The sequence below is a fragment of the Polynucleobacter sp. AP-Melu-500A-A1 genome (genome assembly GCF_018882125.1).
Lineage (GTDB): Bacteria > Pseudomonadota > Gammaproteobacteria > Burkholderiales > Burkholderiaceae > Polynucleobacter.
Map to the genome: position 1 here is coordinate 440,558 of NZ_JACVOZ010000002.1, position 18,120 is coordinate 458,677.

The following is an 18,120-nucleotide window of genomic DNA, read 5'->3' on the forward strand; positions in this document are numbered from 1 at the left end:
CTCGCTAAATAAGTCTAAATAAGGAATTTTCATGAGTGCCGGCATTAAATATGTAACTGACGCCTCTTTCGAACAAGACGTCCTCAAATCCGATAAACCTGTTTTGCTCGACTTCTGGGCTGAATGGTGCGGCCCTTGCAAAATGATTGGCCCAATCCTGGAAGAGCTTTCCGGTGAATATGGCGACAAAATACAGATTGCCAAAATGAATGTGGATGAGAACCAAGGTGTTCCTGCCCAGTTCAATATTCGTGGCATTCCTACGCTAATCCTCTTTAAGAACGGCACTGTTGCCGCTCAAAAAGTAGGCGCTTTGGCTAAATCTCAGTTGACTGCTTTTATTGATAGTCATCTGTAAATAGTCGTTCACCACGGGTTCACTAGGTGAGCCTGTGGTTTTTCCCGCTTCAAATGCTTGTCACACCCCATTTTTAGTGTAGTATTACCCAAACGCACTAATCAGTGCTCCGATTTCTAGCAATTTACCTCCCCTTTCTTTTAGCAAAACTCCACAATTCTGTTTGTCCAAATCTGTCTGATTTTCATCAGGACAGTCATACCTCAAAACACATAAATCTTTTCCCCCTTTATTAACACCCGAGAACCACATGCAATTAACTGAACTCAAAGTCCTCCACGTTTCCGCTCTGCTTGAAATGGCAGCTAGCCTGGAGATTGAAAATACCCAACGGATGCGCAAACAAGAATTAATGTTTGCCATTTTGAAGAAACGCGCTAAAGCCGGTGAAATGGTTTTTGGTGATGGCACCTTAGAGGTATTGCCTGATGGCTTTGGCTTCTTACGCTCTCCTGAAGCCTCTTACATGGCTTCTCCAGATGATATCTATATCTCCCCTGCACAGATCCGCCGCTTTAACCTCCATACTGGTGATAGCGTTGAAGGTGAAGTGCGCACACCGAAAGATGGTGAGCGTTATTTTGCTTTAGTCAAAGTTGACAAGATCAATGGTCTGCCTCCCGAGGCGCTCAAGAACCGCATCATGTTCGAGAACCTAACGCCATTACACCCGAACCGCGTGATCTCGCTTGAGCGTGATATCAAGGCTGAAGAGAACCTCACCGGTCGTATTATCGACATGATCTCCCCAATCGGCTTTGGCCAACGGGGCTTGATTGTGTCCTCACCAAAATCTGGTAAGACGGTAATGATGCAGCACATTGCGCATGCAATCTCCGCCAATAACCCTGATGCAATCTTGATTGTTCTTTTAGTAGATGAACGTCCTGAAGAAGTTACTGAAATGCAGCGCTCCGTTCGCGGTGAAGTCGTTGCCTCTACTTTTGATGAGCCTGCAGTGCGCCACGTTCAAGTTGCCGAGATGGTGATTGAAAAAGCAAAACGCTTAGTAGAGATGGGTAAAGATGTGATCATCTTGCTTGACTCCATTACCCGTCTTGCACGTGCCTACAACACTGTGATTCCTTCATCAGGAAAAGTACTTTCTGGCGGTGTGGATGCAAATGCCTTACAGCGTCCAAAACGCTTTTTCGGTGCAGCACGTAATATTGAAGAAGGTGGTTCTTTAACCATCATCGCTACTGCCCTGATTGAAACGGGTAGCCGCATGGACGATCTCATTTATGAGGAGTTCAAAGGTACTGGCAATATGGAAGTACACCTTGAGCGTCGCTTGGCTGAGCGTCGTGTTTACCCATCTATCAACCTCAATAAGTCTGGCACCCGCCGCGAGGAGTTGCTGGTGAAAGCTGAAAACCTCCAAAAGATCTGGGTCTTGCGCAAATTGCTGGCCGATATGGACGATATCGAGGCGATGAACTTCATTGTGGATAAGCTCAAATCGACCAAAAACAACGGTGAATTCTTCGACCTAATGCGTCGCGGAGGCTAATGAAGGCGCCCTTGCGGGTGCTTTAAAGTAAGAATTGGGGCAAAGACGGCTGTTTTAGGCCCTTTTTGCTTAGCAAAACAGCGCTTTGTTGTTGATTTCATGGCATAATTTCGCCTTTACTGCTTTTAACTTGGGAAAGTATTTAGGTTAAGAATTTAGATTTAACCCAAACGGCTACCCGCTAATAGGACTCAAAATGAAACCTGGCATTCACCCCGAATATCGTGAAATCGTCTTTGTAGACGTTTCTAATAACTTCAGCTTCAAGACTCGCTCCACGATGTCCACTAAAGAGAAAATCAAGTGGGAAGATGGCAATGAATATCCATTGGCCAAGATCGAGACTTCATCTGAATCACACCCTTTCTACACCGGCACCCAGAAAATCATGGATACAGCTGGTCGTGTTGAGAAATTCCGTCAGAAATTCGGTAGCAAAGCAGTTGCTAAAGCTACTGGTGATGGCGCTGCTAAAACAGCTGAGAAAAAAGCTGCTGCTGCAGAAGCTAAAGCTGCTGAAAAGCCTGCTAAGAAGAAGGCTTAAATTCCTTTCTCTTTTGCAGGGTTCTCTGCGAGATAATCAAGGCAGCGTTTGCTGCCTTTTTTATTGATTTTGCAAATAGTTACGCATGGTTAAACTTACCGCCGCCGCCACCAAATCCATTCCACGCATCATTATTTTTGCGTTGACATTGGTGTATGGTTTTTCAGGTCTCTTCTTTCGTGATCCCTGGAAAAATGAAGACGCGATTGGCTTTGGTGGAATGTGGACCCTCTTTCGTGGTGACTCATTAGATTGGGTTGTTCCCCATTTAGCGGGCCGCGATATCTCCTTAGGAGCACCACTACCCTATTGGATGGGTGCTAGCCTGATTGAAGTCTTCGGTCCTTGGATTGGCGCTGCTAATGCTGCGCGCTTGTATTCAGCAATTTGTTTTTTTACTGCTGCCATTGCGATTTGGTATGCCACCTATCTTTTAGGTCGTCGTCGTGAAGTGCAACCCATTGCTCTAGCTGTCGGTGGCCAACCTGATCTCAAGAGCTATGGTATGACTTTGGCTGATGGTGCGCTCTTAATCTTCTTAGCTTGTGTTGGTCTTGCGCAGCGCGCCCATGAAACAACACCGATGATGGCCCAATTGATGGGGATCAGTATTGTGCTGTACGGTACGGTGCGTGGTCTAGATAAACCATGGCAAGGGGGCCTTTGGACTGGCTTAGGGGTAACAATTGTTTCTCTCTCAAGCAATCTCACCTTAAGTTTGCTGGTGATTGCTTCTACCATCATTGCTGTAATCGCTAGCAATGCTAGGTTGCGTTATCGCTGGACCATTACCAGCACCTTCTTTGGCATCGTAGGTGTTCTCAGTTGGCCAGCACTTTGGTATCTCGCCGACATTAGCCCAGAGTGGCGTCATGTTGCTCAAGAAGGTTGGCGTAATACACCTGAGATGCGTTTATTTCCTTCTCTTGAATCCCTCGAATTTTTAAGTGTGAACTTTTGGGCATACGCTTGGCCAGTATGGCCATTAGCAATGATCGCCTTAATCCACTGGGGGCGCATTAAAGAATCTGGAGCCTGGCGCGCACCGCATCTTTGTATTCCACTAAGCTTATTTATTGGCTGCTTTATTTACGTCTTGTTCCGCAGTCAAGCAAATGAGCATGACTTAATGATTTTGATTCCGAGCTTATCTATTATTGCGGCCTTTAGCTTGCCGATTTTAAAGCGTAGTGTCATTAGCTTTATTGACTGGTTTGCGATGTTTAGCTTTACCGTGATTGCCTTAGCAATCTGGGTTATCTGGTTAGCTAAAGTCAGTGGCTATCCAGAACAAATTGCAGATAACGTAGCGCGGTATTTACCAGGCTTTGAAGGTCAATTTGACCCGCTCGGATTTATCGTCGCCGTGGTTATTACTGGTCTGTGGTTAGCCATTGTTCGCTGGAGAACCTCACGTGCTCCAAAAGAAATTTGGCGCTGTCTCATCATTTCCGCATCAGGCACCACCTTGATGTGGGTATTGTTAATGACACTCTGGCTACCATCGATCAATTACGCTAAAACCTATCGCTATGTATCAGCACGTTTAGCACAAGTGATTCCAAGTGAGGGCTGTATCGATACCAGTAACCTAGGTTATGCACAGCTTGCTTCTTTTAGCTATTTCACGAAACTGAATTTGCGAGATGATCCTACCTGCCCTTGGTTGCTCACACACAGCCAATCTGAAGCATCAGCCTATGCACGCCTAAACAACAAAAAGCTCACGCTCCTATGGGAAGATCGTCGCCCATCTGATCGAGATGAAAGGCTCCGTCTATACGAAGTTATTCCGGAATAAGGCGTGCTGCACTTTAAGTTATCGCGCCTGCGCGAGGATATTCCTGCCCTGCTCAAATTAGCTGGACCATTACTGATTGGTCAATTAGCAGTGATTGCCTTTGGTGTTCTCGATACAGCCATGACAGCCCGCTACTCGGAAGAAGATCTTGCAGCACTAGCGATGGCCTCTGCGATCTTCATCAGTATTTATGTTGGTTTAACCGGTGTCGTCTCGGCGCTAGCCCCGATTGCTGGCCAACTCTTTGGTGCGAAGCGTCTTGATGAGATTGGTGAGGAAGTTCGTCAAGCTACTTGGCTTGCTTTAGGCCTGACAGTATTGGGTTGTCTTGTACTCTTAAACGCTGACTATCTACTAGCTATCTCACGCGTCACTACCGACATTGAAGGTAAAGCGCGTTTATATCTGAATATTTTGGCCATTGGCTTACCTGCGAGTATGGGCATGCGGGTCCTGATGGCACTGCATAACGCCGTCTCGCGCCCGGCAGTGATCACGGTCGTGCAATTGATTGGATTGGGATTAAAGTTTCCGCTCAACTTACTATTCATTTATGGCGGCTTTGGTATCGAAGGCATGGGTGGGCCAGGATGTGCAGTAGCTACCGTCATCATCAGCTGGTTTTGGTTAATCATTACACTTGGTTTCGTATTAATCGATCGCTTCTATCGCCCTTTTAAAATCTTTACTCGTTTTAGTGCGCCGGACTGGCATCGCATTTGGACTTTACTTAAACTTGGTACTCCAATCGGTTTTAGCTACCTGATTGAAGTCACTTCTTTTACCTTCATGTCTTTATTTATCGCACGTCTTGGCACTACCGCATTGGCTGGTCATCAAATTGTTGCCAATATGGGTACTGTGATTTATATGGTCCCACTCTCACTCTCCATTGCCACGATGACTTTGGTATCGCAATCTATTGGTGCTAATAAACCAGAGCGCGCTGAAGAAATTGGCTGGTCATCGGTATTTTTTACTACCGTTCTTTGTATTGGGATTGGTATTGGCGTTTGGGTATTACGTCTACACCTATTAGACCTCTACGATCCACCAGAGGCCGTGAAGGTCTTCTCTATTCCGCTATTTTTATTTATTGCTTTGTACCAAATCTTTGATGCCCTACAAGTAACGGCAGCATTTATTTTGCGAGCATACCGCGTTGCCTTTTGGCCCATGGTTATTTATGCAGGCTCTTTGTGGGGCGTTGGTTTAGGTGGTGGTTATTTACTAGGATTTAATGTGCTGGGTAATACGCCCACATTCTTACAAGGTGCCAATGGATTTTGGGCTGGCAATAGCATCAGCCTAGGTTTAGCTGCTTGCTTGCTACTCTATCTCTTTAGAAAAACGGCGGCGCGCTTTGAAAAAACGCATCCGCCCATTGAGGTGTAGTTAAGCTAAATAGATTAGCTGATCGCTTAACGAATACTCGGTACTTGGTTCCCTTTGGAATACATACACTGCTGATAAGCGATATTGTATTGAGCCTGCGCTTGATTTTGCTTGCCAGAAGAATTCATAGCCCCCATTGCAGCGCCGCCTAATAAACCGACTCCAGCGCCAGTACCCACGTTAGCATGATTGCCGCCTTGAATAACAGCGCCAGCAACAGCGCCTAAAGCAGCGCCTATCGCAGCACTAGTCGCACCCTCTTTTAATGCAGCATCACTAGTGTCTTTTGTAGAATTTGCGGCAAAGTTACGGCAATACAAATCTTCTTGTTGAAATAAATCAAACGGTTTGCCTTCACGCGGCATCACCGCAACTGTTGGCCCTGTTGGAGCAGATACACACGCAGTTAATGAGGCCACTGCTGAAAAACCCATTACGACTAATACAGTCAATCGTTTCATTTCAAACCTTTAAAAAATTCTTTTTACTCTCAAAGTCCAAGAAGGCATTTTAAATGCCTTCAATACTGAGGCCTCTTTGGCGCTACACCGCTGGTTGGAGGGGTAGCAGCCTGGGTTTGCCATCCGCTTGGGCACTCTTGAACATAAGGAAAATAATTATTCGTCGCTTCGCAGAAGTACCAAACTGCTGGTTGAGGCTGAGCAGCTAAGACCAAGGGTTGAGGAGGTGCAATATAGGCAACTACTGGCGGGGCATAAGCTACTGGAGGAGCATAGTAAGCAGCAGGATAGCCACCATAGTAGCCGGCGCCGGCCCAATTACCGCGCCAAGCACCACCACCATAGCCATAGCCATTACCCCAACCTGGGCCATAGGCTGCTGGACGCCATCCACCACCGTATCGGTATCCGCCACCATAGCCGCCGCCGTATCCACCACCGCCTACACTGACATTCCAACCCACATTACCGGCATTGGCTGCTACCGGACTCAAGCTGAGTAAGCCTGCTAGAGCAATCCATAAAGCGATCTGTTTTGTATTTTGTTTCATGATCGACCCCTCTAATTGGTCTATTTGTCCCAAGTGAATACTTTTATTACCTTCTACTTCCTATAACGCCCCAGGCAGCTTCAAGCTGACATAAAAATGAGGTATTTCTTACTCTAATTTTGCACCCGATTTCACAATTACTCTACCCCATTTATTTGCTTCTGCAGCAATCAATCGGGAAAGGTTTTGTGGGCTTCCAGGAGCTGGTTCTAGGCCGCTTGCCATCAAGTGGGCTTTGACCTCTGGATTATTTAAGGCCTGTTTGCACAGACGATTGAGACGCATCTGAATACTGGGCGGCAAATTGGCTGGGGCCATCAATGAAAACCAAGAAGTTGCCTCAAATCCTTTCAATCCCTGTTCGGCTAAGGTCGGAATCTCTGGCGCTGCAGGTGAGCGCTTTAGCGTAGTGACTCCAAGAGCCTGCACCTCTCCTGCCTTGATCAGGGGTAGTGATGAGGAGAGATTGTCAAAGAGCATCGAAATGCGTCCGCTTAATAAATCAGGCAGAGATTGTGCGCGCCCTTTGTAAGGAATATGCCTTATCTGCACACCCGCCATGTCCTTAAAGAGTTCGCCAGACATATGTAATGAGGTCCCGATCCCAGAGGAACCAAAAGTTAATTCATTTGGATTAGCTTTAGCCAGTTCTATCAGGTCGTGCAAATTGGTGACGCCCAATTGCTTATTCACCACCAATACATTTGGGGTGCTTGCCAAAAAACTAATGGGTGTGAAATCCCTCACTGGATCAAAAGACATCTTGTCATACAAAGCACCATTGATAGTGTGTATGCCAACGGTACCAATCAGTAGCGTATAACCATCAGGTTCGCTCTTAGCAACAATATCGGCGCCAATATTACCGCCACTACCCGGGCGATTTTCAACCAGCACAGGAACCCCTAAGTTTTGTTGCCAATGTTCTGCAAGAACGCGAGCCAAAATATCGGGAGCGCCACCAGGAGTAAAGCTAACGACAATGCGAATGGGATGATTAGGCCATGGATCATTCGCTTGCGCTTGGAGACTCAATGCACCTAACAAGGCAAGACTAATGATGAGGCCTTTAGCCACTCTACAAACATGCATCATGTATTAATGAGATCTAAGTCAGTAGGAGTACTAAAAACCAATATAGTTACGCAACCAAATCCAACCTGTATAGGCAACAGGATCATCTGGACATGGGCCAAGACCGCACTCCAGCAAAGTGGAAACCAAATTGGCAAAGACTAATAATATAAAAAGTATGACGATCACATTTGCAAACCCAGAACGTGAACGAACATCTCGGTTAGGCAGCATTAATAAAATGGCCTGTCCCGCTAATAAAGCAAGGAAAGCTACAAAGGCCCAAGTATAAAAATGCAACTCTAAAAAGGTAGTGCCATATCCCGTATCACCGGGTGCAATATGCAAAAAGACTTGACGCAAAGAAACCATCATTCCTACTAGGCCGCCAATAATGCCCCAACCATAATGTGAAGAGTGTGCGCCACAGCGAATATTCAGTACAAGCGCACAGCCAATAATGACAAAGCCAATTCTTTGCATTAAACACAATGGACAGGGGAGCTCGCCTAAATAGATTTGATCAACAAAAGCATAAGAAAGCATGCCAACAATCGCCAATAAGGCTAACTGGTTGCCAAGGGCGGCTAGAGAGGGAAATGAATACTTGCTCACAGGCTAATATTCAAATGACTATTAGCGTGGAAATGGAACCACGCCATCAAAATAGCTAGGGTAATAGCTAACATTGCGAGGCCCGCAAGACGTTTCTCAAACCAGACTAGGATGAGTCCGATAAAGGCTGTCAGAAATGCGAGGAACATGTACATAGAAGAATTCTAGCGCAGGCAGCAATTCTCATAAGTAAACTCGGTAATTACAGGGTTTATGGAGGGTCTTTGTTTAGAATGTTCACATGAGTACTCTATCTACACCCCCCTGCTTAGATCTATCAATCGATGACTACATCGCACGGATCACTTTTAATAATCCTGCAGCGCGTAACGCCATGACATGGCCGATGTATGAGGAACTCAAAACGATTTGTGATAGTTTGGCAAAAAATCCGGATATTCGAGTAGTGATTTTTCGAGGCGCAGGTGATAAAGCATTTGTCTCTGGTAGTGATATTGAGCAATTTGTAGGCCTGCAAAAAGATGAGGCGTATGAGGTGGATGTAGATCGCATCTTTGCTTCTTTGCAAGAACTGCCCATGCCAACGATTGCGCTTATTGAAGGCTTAGCAGTTGGCAGCGGTTTACTGATGGCTACTGCTTGTGATTTTCGTATCTCTACACCGGATGCACGCTTTGGTATTCCGGTTGCAAGGACTTTGGGCAATTGTCTTTCACCAAGCAACCTTGCATGGATCAGCGCTCATCTGGGTATTCCGATGGTTAAGAAAATGTTACTCACTGCAGAGCTCATCAAGGCACCCACTTTGCTAGAGTCTGGCTTTCTCTATCAAATCGTGAATGCCTCAGAGATTACTGAAGCTGCTGATGCTCTAGCGAAGAAAATGGCAGTGCTAGCACCCATTACACAAAAGGCCAGCAAATTGAGTATTGCTCGCCTACTGCGCAATAATCTTCCTAATTGCACTGATCTCATGCGCGAGACTTATAACAGTCACGATTTTCGGGAAGGCGTAAATGCCTTCCTCGAGGGTCGCCCGCCTAAATGGACAGGCAAGTAGTTAGCTTTTAGCGTTTAAAAACTCAACAACGGTTTTCACAAAGAGATCTGGCACTTCCAAATGAGGAACATGTCCCACATTGTCGATTGGCACTAACTTAGCATTCGGAATAGCAGCCTGTGCTTTACGACCTAACTCCGGAAAGTTCCCTAGAGACTTCACAGCCTCTGGTGGTGCAAAACGGCGACCAAATACCGTACGGTCTTGTTGACCAATCACCAATAAGACAGGCATCTTTAATTGCGGCAAGTCATTGACCACTGGCTTTTCAGCAATCATTTGATAAGTGAGAACAGAGGTTCTAGCATAGGCAGGATAGTCTGGCCCTTTTTGGATGCGCACATAGATCTCGACAAACTGCTCGTATGCTGGCTGCCAATTAGGAAAATAGCTCTTCAGAAAATTACGATAACTCGTTTCTGTTTGTGCCATCTCGAGCTTTAATAAGGTCTCATTTTGCTGGGGAGGCACATCCTTACTGTAGTCCTCAAGACCTAATGGATTTTCAAGAACAAGCTTTTGTACTGTCTTTGGATAAAGGCGCGCGAATCGAACGCCAACCATACCGCCCATAGAGTTCGCAATGACCGAGACTTGATTCACTTTCAGCGACTTGAGTAATGCCTGCGTATTGGCAGCTAAGTCATCAAAGTGATAAGCCACATCGGGTTTGGATGACTTACCAAAACCGATCTGGTCTGGCGCAATCACACGATAACCTGCTTGCGTTAAGCCAGCAATGGTCGGCGCCCAGTAATCACTCGAAAAGTTCTTGCCATGAAAGAGCAAAACTGCCCCCTTCTGCTTGCCTACTGCAGGCACATCCATGTACATCATGCTTGCAGGCTGACCTTGCAAGCTGGTTTTAAATTCTTTCAGGGGGTATGGATAAGGCCAAGTACTCAAGCGCAAATCAAGGGGCGAGGCATTGCTATATAAGCTCACAACTGGAGCTGGCGTAATGGGTTTTTCTGAGCTGGTTTTTTCAGGACTAGCGCAGGCAACCACAAGGACGGGCAATGCAATTATTAATACCGCTTTTAGTAAAGGTCTCATCTTCATTAAACGATCTTTGTCTTTAAATTAATCAAACCCTGCACGCTACCTTCAAGAACATCGCCCTGCTTTACGGGACCTACTCCAGCAGGCGTTCCTGAGTAAATAAGATCACCAGGTTCCAAAGTAAATAAAGTAGATAGATAAGCAATCGTATCTGGCACATTCCAAATCAACTGATTGAGATCGCCCTCTTGGCGCACTTCACCATTGACTAATAACTTCACTGCACCAGCGCTAGGATGGCCACATTTCGCAACTGGGGTAATTTCACCGCAAGGGGCAGATTGATCAAATGCCTTACCAGTATCCCAGGGGCGCCCCATCTTTTTAGCCTCACCTTGAAGATCGCGTCGCGTCATATCCAATCCGACACCATAACCATAGACGTGATCGAGTGCTTTATCTGCAGCAATATTGGCGCCACCCTTACCAATGGCAACTACCATTTCAATTTCATGATGGACATCGTTTGATAAATGCGGATAGGCCATATCTTTACCATCGGTCACAATAGAATTGGCTGGCTTCATGAAAAAGAATGGCGGCTCACGATCTGGATCATGACCCATCTCGCGCGCATGATCAGCATAGTTACGACCTACACAATAAATACGATTGACAGCAAAGCGACGGGTATCGCCAGTGACTGGCAAGGATGTCACTACTGGTGGTTCGATAACGTAATTGGAACTCATGACTAAGCTTTCTTTGACAGGCAATGCTTGGGTAATTTATTTTGGATCTTTGGAAGTATGACGCAATTTCAATAATAGGATGCCAAGAGCTAAGGCAAAGGTAATGGCGTTAGCCAATATCAAAGGCCACTTTTCGATGATCAGGCCATAGATAAGCCATAGACCTACCCCAGCAGTAAATAATGAGTACATCCCCAATGAGACCCCCGAGAGGTTGCGCGTTCGCCAAGAGTGAATCGCCTGGGGTAAAAAAGCGAAGGTGGTCAAGAATGCTGCGCAGTAACCAATGGTCTCAATTTCATGGGCTTGAAAGTTCATGGCTTCATTGTAATTAGCTTCATAGCAAATAGATCGATCTACGGCAGGAATTGGATATCTGTAGATAATAGGCAAAAGGCATCACCATTCATATAAAACGGAATTTGAGACAAGTTATGAAAAAAATACTCTTTTTAGCCCTTTGCCTATCGACTCTATTGGGCAATACCTATGCCCAAAGCAATGCAGCCATCAAGAATTACCCGGACAAGCAGGTTCGCATGGTCATTCCCTTCCCACCCGGAGGAGCAACTGATGTGATTGGCCGCATCACGGCTCAAGAGCTATCTAAATCACTTAATCAGCAAGTAGTTCCTGATAATCGCTCAGGCGATAGCGGCAACATTGGTGCTGATATGGTGGCCAAGTCTCCAGCAGATGGCTATACCCTCCTCTTGGCTGCTCTAACTTCTCATGCAATTAATACGGGCTTAAACAAAGATGGTATTAAATACAACTTAGAAAAAGACTTCACCCCAGTCGGTGTTGTGGGCGTAGTGCCACTCGTCTTTGTTGTGAACCCTTCAGTGCCTGTGAACAATATGAAGGAGTTCATTACGTATGCCAAAGCCAATCCTGGTAAGCTGACCTTTGCTTCATCAGGTGCAGGCGCACCACAACGCCTGGCGATGGAAATGTTCCGCGCTCAATTAGGCCTTGATCTACTCCACGTCCCTTATAAAGGTAGCGGCCCAGCAATGACGGATTTGGTTGGCGGACAAGTGCTGAGTATGTCAGAGACTGTTCCAGCAGCCTTGCAATTCATTCAAGCGGGTAAGTTACGGGCATTGGCAGTCACCACTTCAAAACGGATTAGCCAACTACCAGACGTTCCCACAGTGACTGAAGCTACTGGTATGCCTAACTTTGATGTTGTCAGCATGTTTGGAATTCTGGCGCCAGCTGGCACTCCAAAACCCATCATTGATAAACTCAATGCCGATCTCAAAGTGATCTTGCAGCGCCCAGATGTTCAAGAGCGTATGCTTGCTGCTGGCGTCTATGTGAACTACTTAACTCCAGCAGATTCTGCCAAGCGTATCCATCGAGAATTAACGATGTGGGAGAAAGTTATTAAAGACGCCAACATCAAAGCAGATTAAAACTATTGCTTTTTGTTTAAGCCGGCTTTGCGTGTTTCAATTTCTTTATTAATAGCCGCAACCGTCTTGGCATCGGGTGAGGTCCATTTACCGCCGGAGTTATTCACCATATAAACCAAGGCATCTGAGAAGGCCTCAACTGTCAAATTAGGATTGCCACCTTTGGGTGGCATTGACCTCACCCCAACATAAGCATGTGCCGTCAGGGTCACTTGTCCTTCTGCAATCAAAGGGGCCCACTTGGCTTTATCACCAAACTTAGGGGCATTAAGCACACCGGCGCCATGACAGCTCACGCATGCCTGCTTATAAGTATTTTCACCAGACTGAGCATTGGCCGCAGCTGAGATTGATAAGGAAAATATTGCAAGCAGTAATGTCTTGGTATTCAATGTCATGTCTAACTCCTAAAATATGAGGACTAATTTAGCACCTTTAACAACTTACTGCTTACATGGATAGCTCTGCGCAAAAAACCGCACGAGTGTTTTAGCTGCTTTCTCAGAATTGTATTGAGGATTGGCTCGATTCCACTTTAAAAATTCTTGCAAGATGGCCTCACGAGAGCCGCCTTGTTGCGGAAAGCAAATACTTGGCTTGGCATTGCTAGGTCGACTGACTAAGTAGGCTTGAAACACACCTTCACCAAAGCCAAAACAAAAATTTTGAGCATCTTGATCATTTTGGTTTTTACATAGCTCCACCAACGCAGCAGTCGAGGCGTCATTCGCAGGCATATTAGCCTGTGCTAGCACTAACTGTTGGCAACAACAAAAACAAGCTGCAAACAGTAAAGCCTTCTTCAATATATTCATAGGAATGCTTTCAATAAATTAACGTCTAAACCCGCCCATGTGGCCGCCGCCAAATCCGCCTCCACCACCCATGCGGCCCGTATTCAATCGATCTTGACCGCCATCAAAACGGGCCTGCTCTCGGAATGCATTTTCTTGAGCAGCTTCGCGATAAGCATTTGGATTTGCCCGATCTTGCTGATAAGCATTGCGTGCTTCTTGATTCATACGATCGGCCTGCGCACGTTCTTGTGGAGTAGCATCCCGTTGAAAAGTACTATCCGCACGCTGTGCGGCATTGCGAACATCTTGCCGATCTTGAGGAGTGGCGTTACTCCTCCAATCATTGAGCAATCTTTGTTGATTTTGTACATTGCTTGGACCAATCAATCCGCGTGATGGATTGGTATTCACATTAGTAGAGTTGATTGTTCCATTAGACCAAGCTGGTGTCGCCCAGAATGCATCTCCTACAGCTAAACCTAAACCAAAAGCCATCGGCCCCCAAGCAGGGTTATATGCTGGATATGGTGGGTAGTCAGGATAAGGCCAAGCGCCATAAACTGTATTAGGACTATAGGTAGGAACATAAACTATCTGGGGGCTACTTGGTCCAATCAGAATATTATTACTGGCATCCGTAGTTACCGTCATCTGTGGAGAACTTTTTAAAGTGCCTGCCTGTATGGCACGCTTTCTGAGTGACTGAATTGCCTTCATCGTGTCAGTTGCTTGTAGCTTGTAGGCATTGCCTAAATTTTGCGTCCACTGCAACTGACTACCCATCATATTAAAAGCCTGCGGAAAGGACATCAATGATTTCACACTATCGTTCCATGACTGAGTCCTTAAGGCATTTTGTAAAGCAACTCCTGAAAGACTGGCATTGCTGTTTTTCCAGTTATAGGCTTCAGCCACTTCTAAGGGATAAGTTGAAGCGAGCAACATCAGCGAGAGCAGTGAATCAGGATAGAGTGCAATGGGAGATACTAAGGATTCGATTTGTGCATTCGATAGGATGAGCGGCGTCCCTGTATAGGAATCGATTTGCATGTAAGACTGTGGATACGCGTACTGCTGATATGGGTTGTAGTGATTAGCGCAGCCACTGATGCCAAGCAGTATTACTAGGCTCCATCCCAAGGATTGCCGCAAACTCAATTTTGATTGTGCTACCAAATTCATACTAACTCCCCTATCAAGCAAGAATAACTCTCAGCCTTCAATCAAACCTTAACCTGCTCTAAACAAGTAACCAGACCTAGCCTTATCGCGACGTTTGCGCTGCATAGTATTGACTAAAGCAATTACTGCCCAGATCGCTAACAATGGATCTAAAACATAATCCCATAGATTAGTGGATTCGTGCCAATGCCCTGCCCATGCAAGAACTGCAAGGGCGATGATCCACACTCCTTTGGTCCAGCCTGCAAGTCCGCAGATTAAGGCTAACACTAAAACTCCTATCAATAATCTAAGAGAACTATAACCCCATGCATAGGGGTCAATCATACCGAGGCCCAAGGCTAGCGGATAGAACATGAATGAGATAAATACGATTGCCAATTTAAAACTTATCGGTGCTGGGCGACTCGGCAATAATACTGAGCTCCAGAGTAATAAAGTCAGCACAATACTCAAGTCACCTGTGACAGCACGCACATAGGCTGCGAGTGGTAATTGCATTCCTAAGCCCAATGGCCAGAAAAAGATATTCGCTACTAGCGCAACCATGAACCATTTAACTAAAAATGAAAATGTTTTATCGGAGTAAGACTGCACAAGCCAAGTCACGATGACTCCACAAGTGATGGCCATTTCAATCAGAGCAAGGTTTTGCATCCAATCAATCATGGTTTCCCCTGTTTAGGTTGAGCATCCGATGATGTCTGTAACAGCTGCTCGTAGGCTTGCATTAGCCATGCGGAAGAAAAGTAGAGATGCCGGATTTTTTTGCGGTCCCAGGTGTAGGCTAAATGAGCGTCATTACCATTAGCACTAATTAAATAGGGGTAAGAAAATTCTTTACGCTGTTCATTTGGTAAAGCCTCCTCATCTTCTAGCACTCGCACTACTTGCCATTGATCTGATTGTGCGTACTTCATCAATAAAACCAAGCGATAACGCCCAGCCTCAATATTATTCAGTGCTAATAAACGTATTCCATTATTCAATGTCAGACCAGCCACTGCAGAGTTTGGATTTGCAATCAATAAATCGTCAGAGCCCTGCCATGTTTGTCCAGCATCCAATGTTTGACTCACCGGTATTTGCTTAGCTAACTCAGAACTTCGGGTTTGACGAAACAGTGCGGTAGCCGTTTGTGGATCCTTCACAAATACCACCGGCTGAATTGCACCGCGCCCAGAACTCATGCGGCGTTTATCAATGACTTGCGTGGCTTCTATTCTTAAAAACTCACCAAAGCGTCCAATCCATTCATGGTATGCAGGTAAACCCAGACGTCCATCGGCGAACGGCAATGCTGGAGACTTCACTAAAGTACTCAAATTGAAAAGGGGAGAACTAATCAAGCGGTGGGGACGACCCCAAGTAAGTCCCTCGTCATCAGAAATCATGGTGGAGATTGAGCTACCAGCCCATCCTCCGATCGATACCGTCACAAAGAATAATTGCATCCGGCCATCTGCCATTCTGCTGGGAACTGGATTACCCAGCTTAGCGATATAGCGTGAGAGACCACTTTGCGCACCAAGCCGATCAATCACAATCGTGGGTGCACTCCAATTTGCCGCTTGCGGATCGTAGACGGCACTATTAATGACAACATCGGAAGCGCCCTCACGACTACCAGCAAACCAAAATGCCCTGATCGCTCCATCCTTCATGGCAATAAGAGATGCTGCGTGCACAGAAGCAGCACCAGTGTCCGGTAACCACGTCGCCATTGGCGCAGCAATGTTAGGTTTGCTGGGCTGTTGAGTTTTAGAAGATTTTTCTTGCTCTATCGACTCTTCAATCACAATCGGCGCTAACTCTGCAAATGGCGCCCAAGCAGGACGACCATCCAGATGCAGAAATCCAATGATTCCAGCTAGCAATAAAAAGCATAGCGAAAGGACGCGACTCATCTACAAGCATCCTTACTATTGACTAGGGCAGCAGAGTTGACTACCGGTGTTGCCATCAGATACTCATTAACAAATAAGTGTTCAGCAATATTTCCTTTGAGCATGTCGATAATTTCTTCATCGGAATGCCGTGCTCTCATTTCCATTCTTTGCCCCAAGATTTGGCAAGCATCACAAATGCCTGGCTTAACGCCCAAAGGCGCTTGCACTAATACTAAGGGATAGTTTGCACTTAATTGAGCCACTTCACTTGCTTCTGATGCCAAGTATCCGTGTAAACGACTGCCTGGTAAGAGCAGTCGGTATTCCTCATCCTTGGCTCGATAATCGCACGGAACCCACAGATCTTTATCTTGTACTTGTGCAATCACTGCAGGTGAATATCGTCCCAACTGTCCCTCTAATGGAGATAAGCTACTGTTCAAAGCGCAGTAGCATAAAAAGCAAGTCGCTAAGGCTGCTGTTTTACAGAAATCTTTTTTCATGAGCCCTGCTAGAGCTAATAAGATAGCGCCTCCCATGAGCAACCAATGGCCAAAGAAATAGGTCCATGAATCGATACCGCTCATCAAGATAGAAACCTGTAGCTGACTACCAACCCATAACAAAGCCACCAAAATAGTAATCTGTAGTATCAGAGCAATGCGAAAGCCCCATAAAGGTAGTCGATCCCAATGTAAGGCGATCAATGCTGCCAAGGCCGGCATCACCGGCAACAAATAACGCCCTGAACGTTGGCTTGGCAAACTAAACACAATCAAGAATGCAATTGCTAGTAAAAGTAATAGACTTTCTTCGACAGTCAGGAATCGACGTTCTCGCCAACACTGCCACAAGGTAGAAATGAATACGAAGGAAAATAAACCCGCATTAGCCAATGTGGTCAGTAGGAGCATCCAAATACTATCGCCCCCACTCAATAAATCGAGAAGATAATTAGAACTACGCGCATCGAATTTACCGGCGTTCTCACCTAAGACAAATTCATTCCAGATCGCTTCTGGATATGGGTCTAACGCAAACCAAAGCGCAAAGACTGCTAGGGCGAGAGCGCCGACGATAAATAACTTATAGAAATCCCGTATGAGCGTGTCGGGAATACTCCATTGCCGCCAGCGCCAATAATACAAAGCCAAAGCCAAGGATGCGGGCACGATATAAGCAAACGATTTTGCAAGTAAAGCGAAGCCTAAACATATCCCCGCAAATAATGGAAATAAGAATTTCGAATCAAAAGCCACTTTGCCCCAATATAAGAGCGCCATAAAAGGTAAGCTAATCCAAAATACTTCTGGGGGGTCAGTTAAAAACGGACGCCCATACCGATAGGTCGCAAAAAAGGAGAGCCATACTAAGCTCGCCAATAGTCCTGTTTTTGCATTTCCACTAAAGCGCCGCACTGCCAGAAATAAGAAAAAAGCAGTCAGGCCTGTATAGAGGACTCCAGGCCAGCGCAAATTAAACAAGGACCAATCTTTTGCCCAATGAGTACTTACTATGGCTTGCCAAAAAATCAATGGGGGCTTCGTGTTCTTCAAACCCTCCATCTCTGACTGCAAAGGGAGCCAATTGCCTGCATCTGCCGTCATGCGGACAATATGCATATAGGGATATTCATCCCCATTCTTGGGGGCAAAGCGGCTATCTAGGCCATAAAGATAGGTAAATACACCTAAAAGGAGTATTAATATCGCCGAACGGTAAGAAAATGAGCCACGCATAGCGC

The 18,120-nt window shown here is 45.9% G+C and carries 21 protein-coding genes; 7 read left to right on the forward strand and 14 right to left on the reverse strand.

What is annotated here, in order from left to right; genetic code table 11:
• Positions 1–31: 31 nt before the first annotated feature.
• The 5 genes from trxA (at position 32) to ICN38_RS05615 (ending at position 5,611) form a co-directional block, all read left to right on the forward strand.
• Entirely contained in the window at positions 32–358 is a 327-nt protein-coding gene (gene trxA / locus ICN38_RS05595) for a thioredoxin TrxA (RefSeq protein WP_114691518.1), read from the forward strand.
• A gap of 250 nt (positions 359–608) precedes the next feature.
• Entirely contained in the window at positions 609–1,871 is a 1,263-nt protein-coding gene (rho, locus tag ICN38_RS05600) for a transcription termination factor Rho (RefSeq protein ID WP_216255998.1), read from the forward strand.
• Between the two features lie 196 nt (positions 1,872–2,067).
• Positions 2,068–2,415 (forward strand): type B 50S ribosomal protein L31, encoded by a 348-nt coding sequence (locus tag ICN38_RS05605; RefSeq protein WP_216255999.1) that lies wholly within the window; start codon positions 2,068–2,070, stop codon positions 2,413–2,415.
• An 85-nt stretch (positions 2,416–2,500) separates the two neighbouring features.
• Positions 2,501–4,216, forward strand: coding sequence for a glycosyltransferase family 39 protein (locus ICN38_RS05610; protein ID WP_216256000.1), 1,716 nt, complete (start codon positions 2,501–2,503; stop codon positions 4,214–4,216).
• Between the two features lie 3 nt (positions 4,217–4,219).
• Positions 4,220–5,611: an MATE family efflux transporter gene (locus ICN38_RS05615; protein ID WP_216256001.1), complete on the forward strand. Its 1,392-nt coding sequence runs from the start codon at positions 4,220–4,222 to the stop codon at positions 5,609–5,611.
• A 26-nt stretch (positions 5,612–5,637) separates the two neighbouring features.
• On the opposite strand, the gene ICN38_RS05620 is transcribed toward ICN38_RS05615, so the two are convergent.
• From ICN38_RS05620 to ICN38_RS05640, 5 genes are all read right to left on the reverse strand, one after another.
• Positions 5,638–6,072: a glycine zipper family protein gene (locus ICN38_RS05620; protein WP_255562726.1), complete on the reverse strand. Its 435-nt coding sequence runs from the start codon at positions 6,070–6,072 to the stop codon at positions 5,638–5,640.
• Between the two features lie 59 nt (positions 6,073–6,131).
• On the reverse strand, positions 6,132–6,623 hold the full coding sequence (locus ICN38_RS05625) for a hypothetical protein (protein WP_216256002.1): 492 nt from the start codon (positions 6,621–6,623) through the stop codon (positions 6,132–6,134).
• A gap of 108 nt (positions 6,624–6,731) precedes the next feature.
• On the reverse strand, positions 6,732–7,718 hold the full coding sequence (locus tag ICN38_RS05630; protein WP_370624368.1) for a Bug family tripartite tricarboxylate transporter substrate binding protein: 987 nt from the start codon (positions 7,716–7,718) through the stop codon (positions 6,732–6,734).
• Positions 7,719–7,748: 30 nt separating this feature from the next.
• Complete coding sequence (locus ICN38_RS05635) at positions 7,749–8,312, reverse strand: disulfide bond formation protein B (RefSeq protein WP_216256006.1); 564 nt, start codon at positions 8,310–8,312, stop codon at positions 7,749–7,751.
• Positions 8,309–8,461 carry a DUF5993 family protein gene (locus tag ICN38_RS05640; RefSeq protein ID WP_216256007.1) on the reverse strand — a complete coding sequence of 51 codons (153 nt, stop codon included), beginning with the start codon at positions 8,459–8,461 and terminating at the stop codon, positions 8,309–8,311. Before ICN38_RS05640 ends, ICN38_RS05635 begins: the two co-directional genes overlap by 4 nt.
• 92 nt (positions 8,462–8,553) lie before the next feature.
• Between ICN38_RS05640 and ICN38_RS05645 the strand changes: the two genes are divergently transcribed.
• A complete protein-coding gene (locus ICN38_RS05645; RefSeq protein ID WP_216256009.1) occupies positions 8,554–9,333 on the forward strand; it encodes an enoyl-CoA hydratase/isomerase family protein in 780 nt (259 codons plus the stop codon).
• Here the strand turns inward: ICN38_RS05645 and ICN38_RS05650 are convergent, their stop codons facing one another.
• Genes ICN38_RS05650 through ICN38_RS05660 form a run of 3 tightly spaced genes read right to left on the reverse strand, consistent with a single transcriptional unit; the run spans position 9,334 to position 11,405 of the window.
• Positions 9,334–10,395 (reverse strand): alpha/beta fold hydrolase, encoded by a 1,062-nt coding sequence (locus ICN38_RS05650; RefSeq protein WP_255562727.1) that lies wholly within the window; start codon positions 10,393–10,395, stop codon positions 9,334–9,336.
• Positions 10,395–11,087 (reverse strand): fumarylacetoacetate hydrolase family protein, encoded by a 693-nt coding sequence (locus ICN38_RS05655; RefSeq protein WP_216256010.1) that lies wholly within the window; start codon positions 11,085–11,087, stop codon positions 10,395–10,397. The genes ICN38_RS05650 and ICN38_RS05655 overlap by 1 nt, the downstream gene beginning before the upstream one ends.
• A gap of 36 nt (positions 11,088–11,123) precedes the next feature.
• Positions 11,124–11,405, reverse strand: a complete 282-nt coding sequence (locus tag ICN38_RS05660) for a SemiSWEET transporter (RefSeq protein ID WP_216256012.1) — start codon at positions 11,403–11,405, stop codon at positions 11,124–11,126.
• A gap of 116 nt (positions 11,406–11,521) precedes the next feature.
• On the opposite strand from ICN38_RS05660, the gene ICN38_RS05665 reads away from it, so the two are divergent.
• Complete coding sequence (locus tag ICN38_RS05665) at positions 11,522–12,508, forward strand: tripartite tricarboxylate transporter substrate binding protein (protein ID WP_216256014.1); 987 nt, start codon at positions 11,522–11,524, stop codon at positions 12,506–12,508.
• 2 nt (positions 12,509–12,510) lie between these two features.
• Here the strand turns inward: ICN38_RS05665 and ICN38_RS05670 are convergent, their stop codons facing one another.
• The 6 genes from ICN38_RS05670 to ICN38_RS05695 are packed head-to-tail and all read right to left on the reverse strand — an operon-like array spanning position 12,511 to position 18,115.
• Positions 12,511–12,906, reverse strand: coding sequence for a cytochrome c5 family protein (locus ICN38_RS05670; RefSeq protein WP_216256016.1), 396 nt, complete (start codon positions 12,904–12,906; stop codon positions 12,511–12,513).
• Positions 12,907–12,951: 45 nt separating this feature from the next.
• Positions 12,952–13,323, reverse strand: coding sequence for a Rap1a/Tai family immunity protein (locus ICN38_RS05675; RefSeq protein WP_216256018.1), 372 nt, complete (start codon positions 13,321–13,323; stop codon positions 12,952–12,954).
• 18 nt (positions 13,324–13,341) lie between these two features.
• The gene (locus ICN38_RS05680) at positions 13,342–14,487 is read right to left on the reverse strand and encodes a DUF3300 domain-containing protein (protein WP_216256019.1); all 1,146 of its coding nucleotides are present in this window, start codon (positions 14,485–14,487) and stop codon (positions 13,342–13,344) included.
• 48 nt (positions 14,488–14,535) lie between these two features.
• The gene (locus ICN38_RS05685) at positions 14,536–15,156 is read right to left on the reverse strand and encodes a hypothetical protein (RefSeq protein WP_216256021.1); all 621 of its coding nucleotides are present in this window, start codon (positions 15,154–15,156) and stop codon (positions 14,536–14,538) included.
• Positions 15,153–16,394, reverse strand: a complete 1,242-nt coding sequence (locus ICN38_RS05690) for an exo-alpha-sialidase (protein ID WP_216256023.1) — start codon at positions 16,392–16,394, stop codon at positions 15,153–15,155. Before ICN38_RS05690 ends, ICN38_RS05685 begins: the two co-directional genes overlap by 4 nt.
• Positions 16,391–18,115, reverse strand: coding sequence for a glycosyltransferase family 39 protein (locus tag ICN38_RS05695; RefSeq protein ID WP_216256025.1), 1,725 nt, complete (start codon positions 18,113–18,115; stop codon positions 16,391–16,393). The genes ICN38_RS05690 and ICN38_RS05695 overlap by 4 nt, the downstream gene beginning before the upstream one ends.
• Between the last annotated feature and the right edge of the window lie 5 nt (positions 18,116–18,120).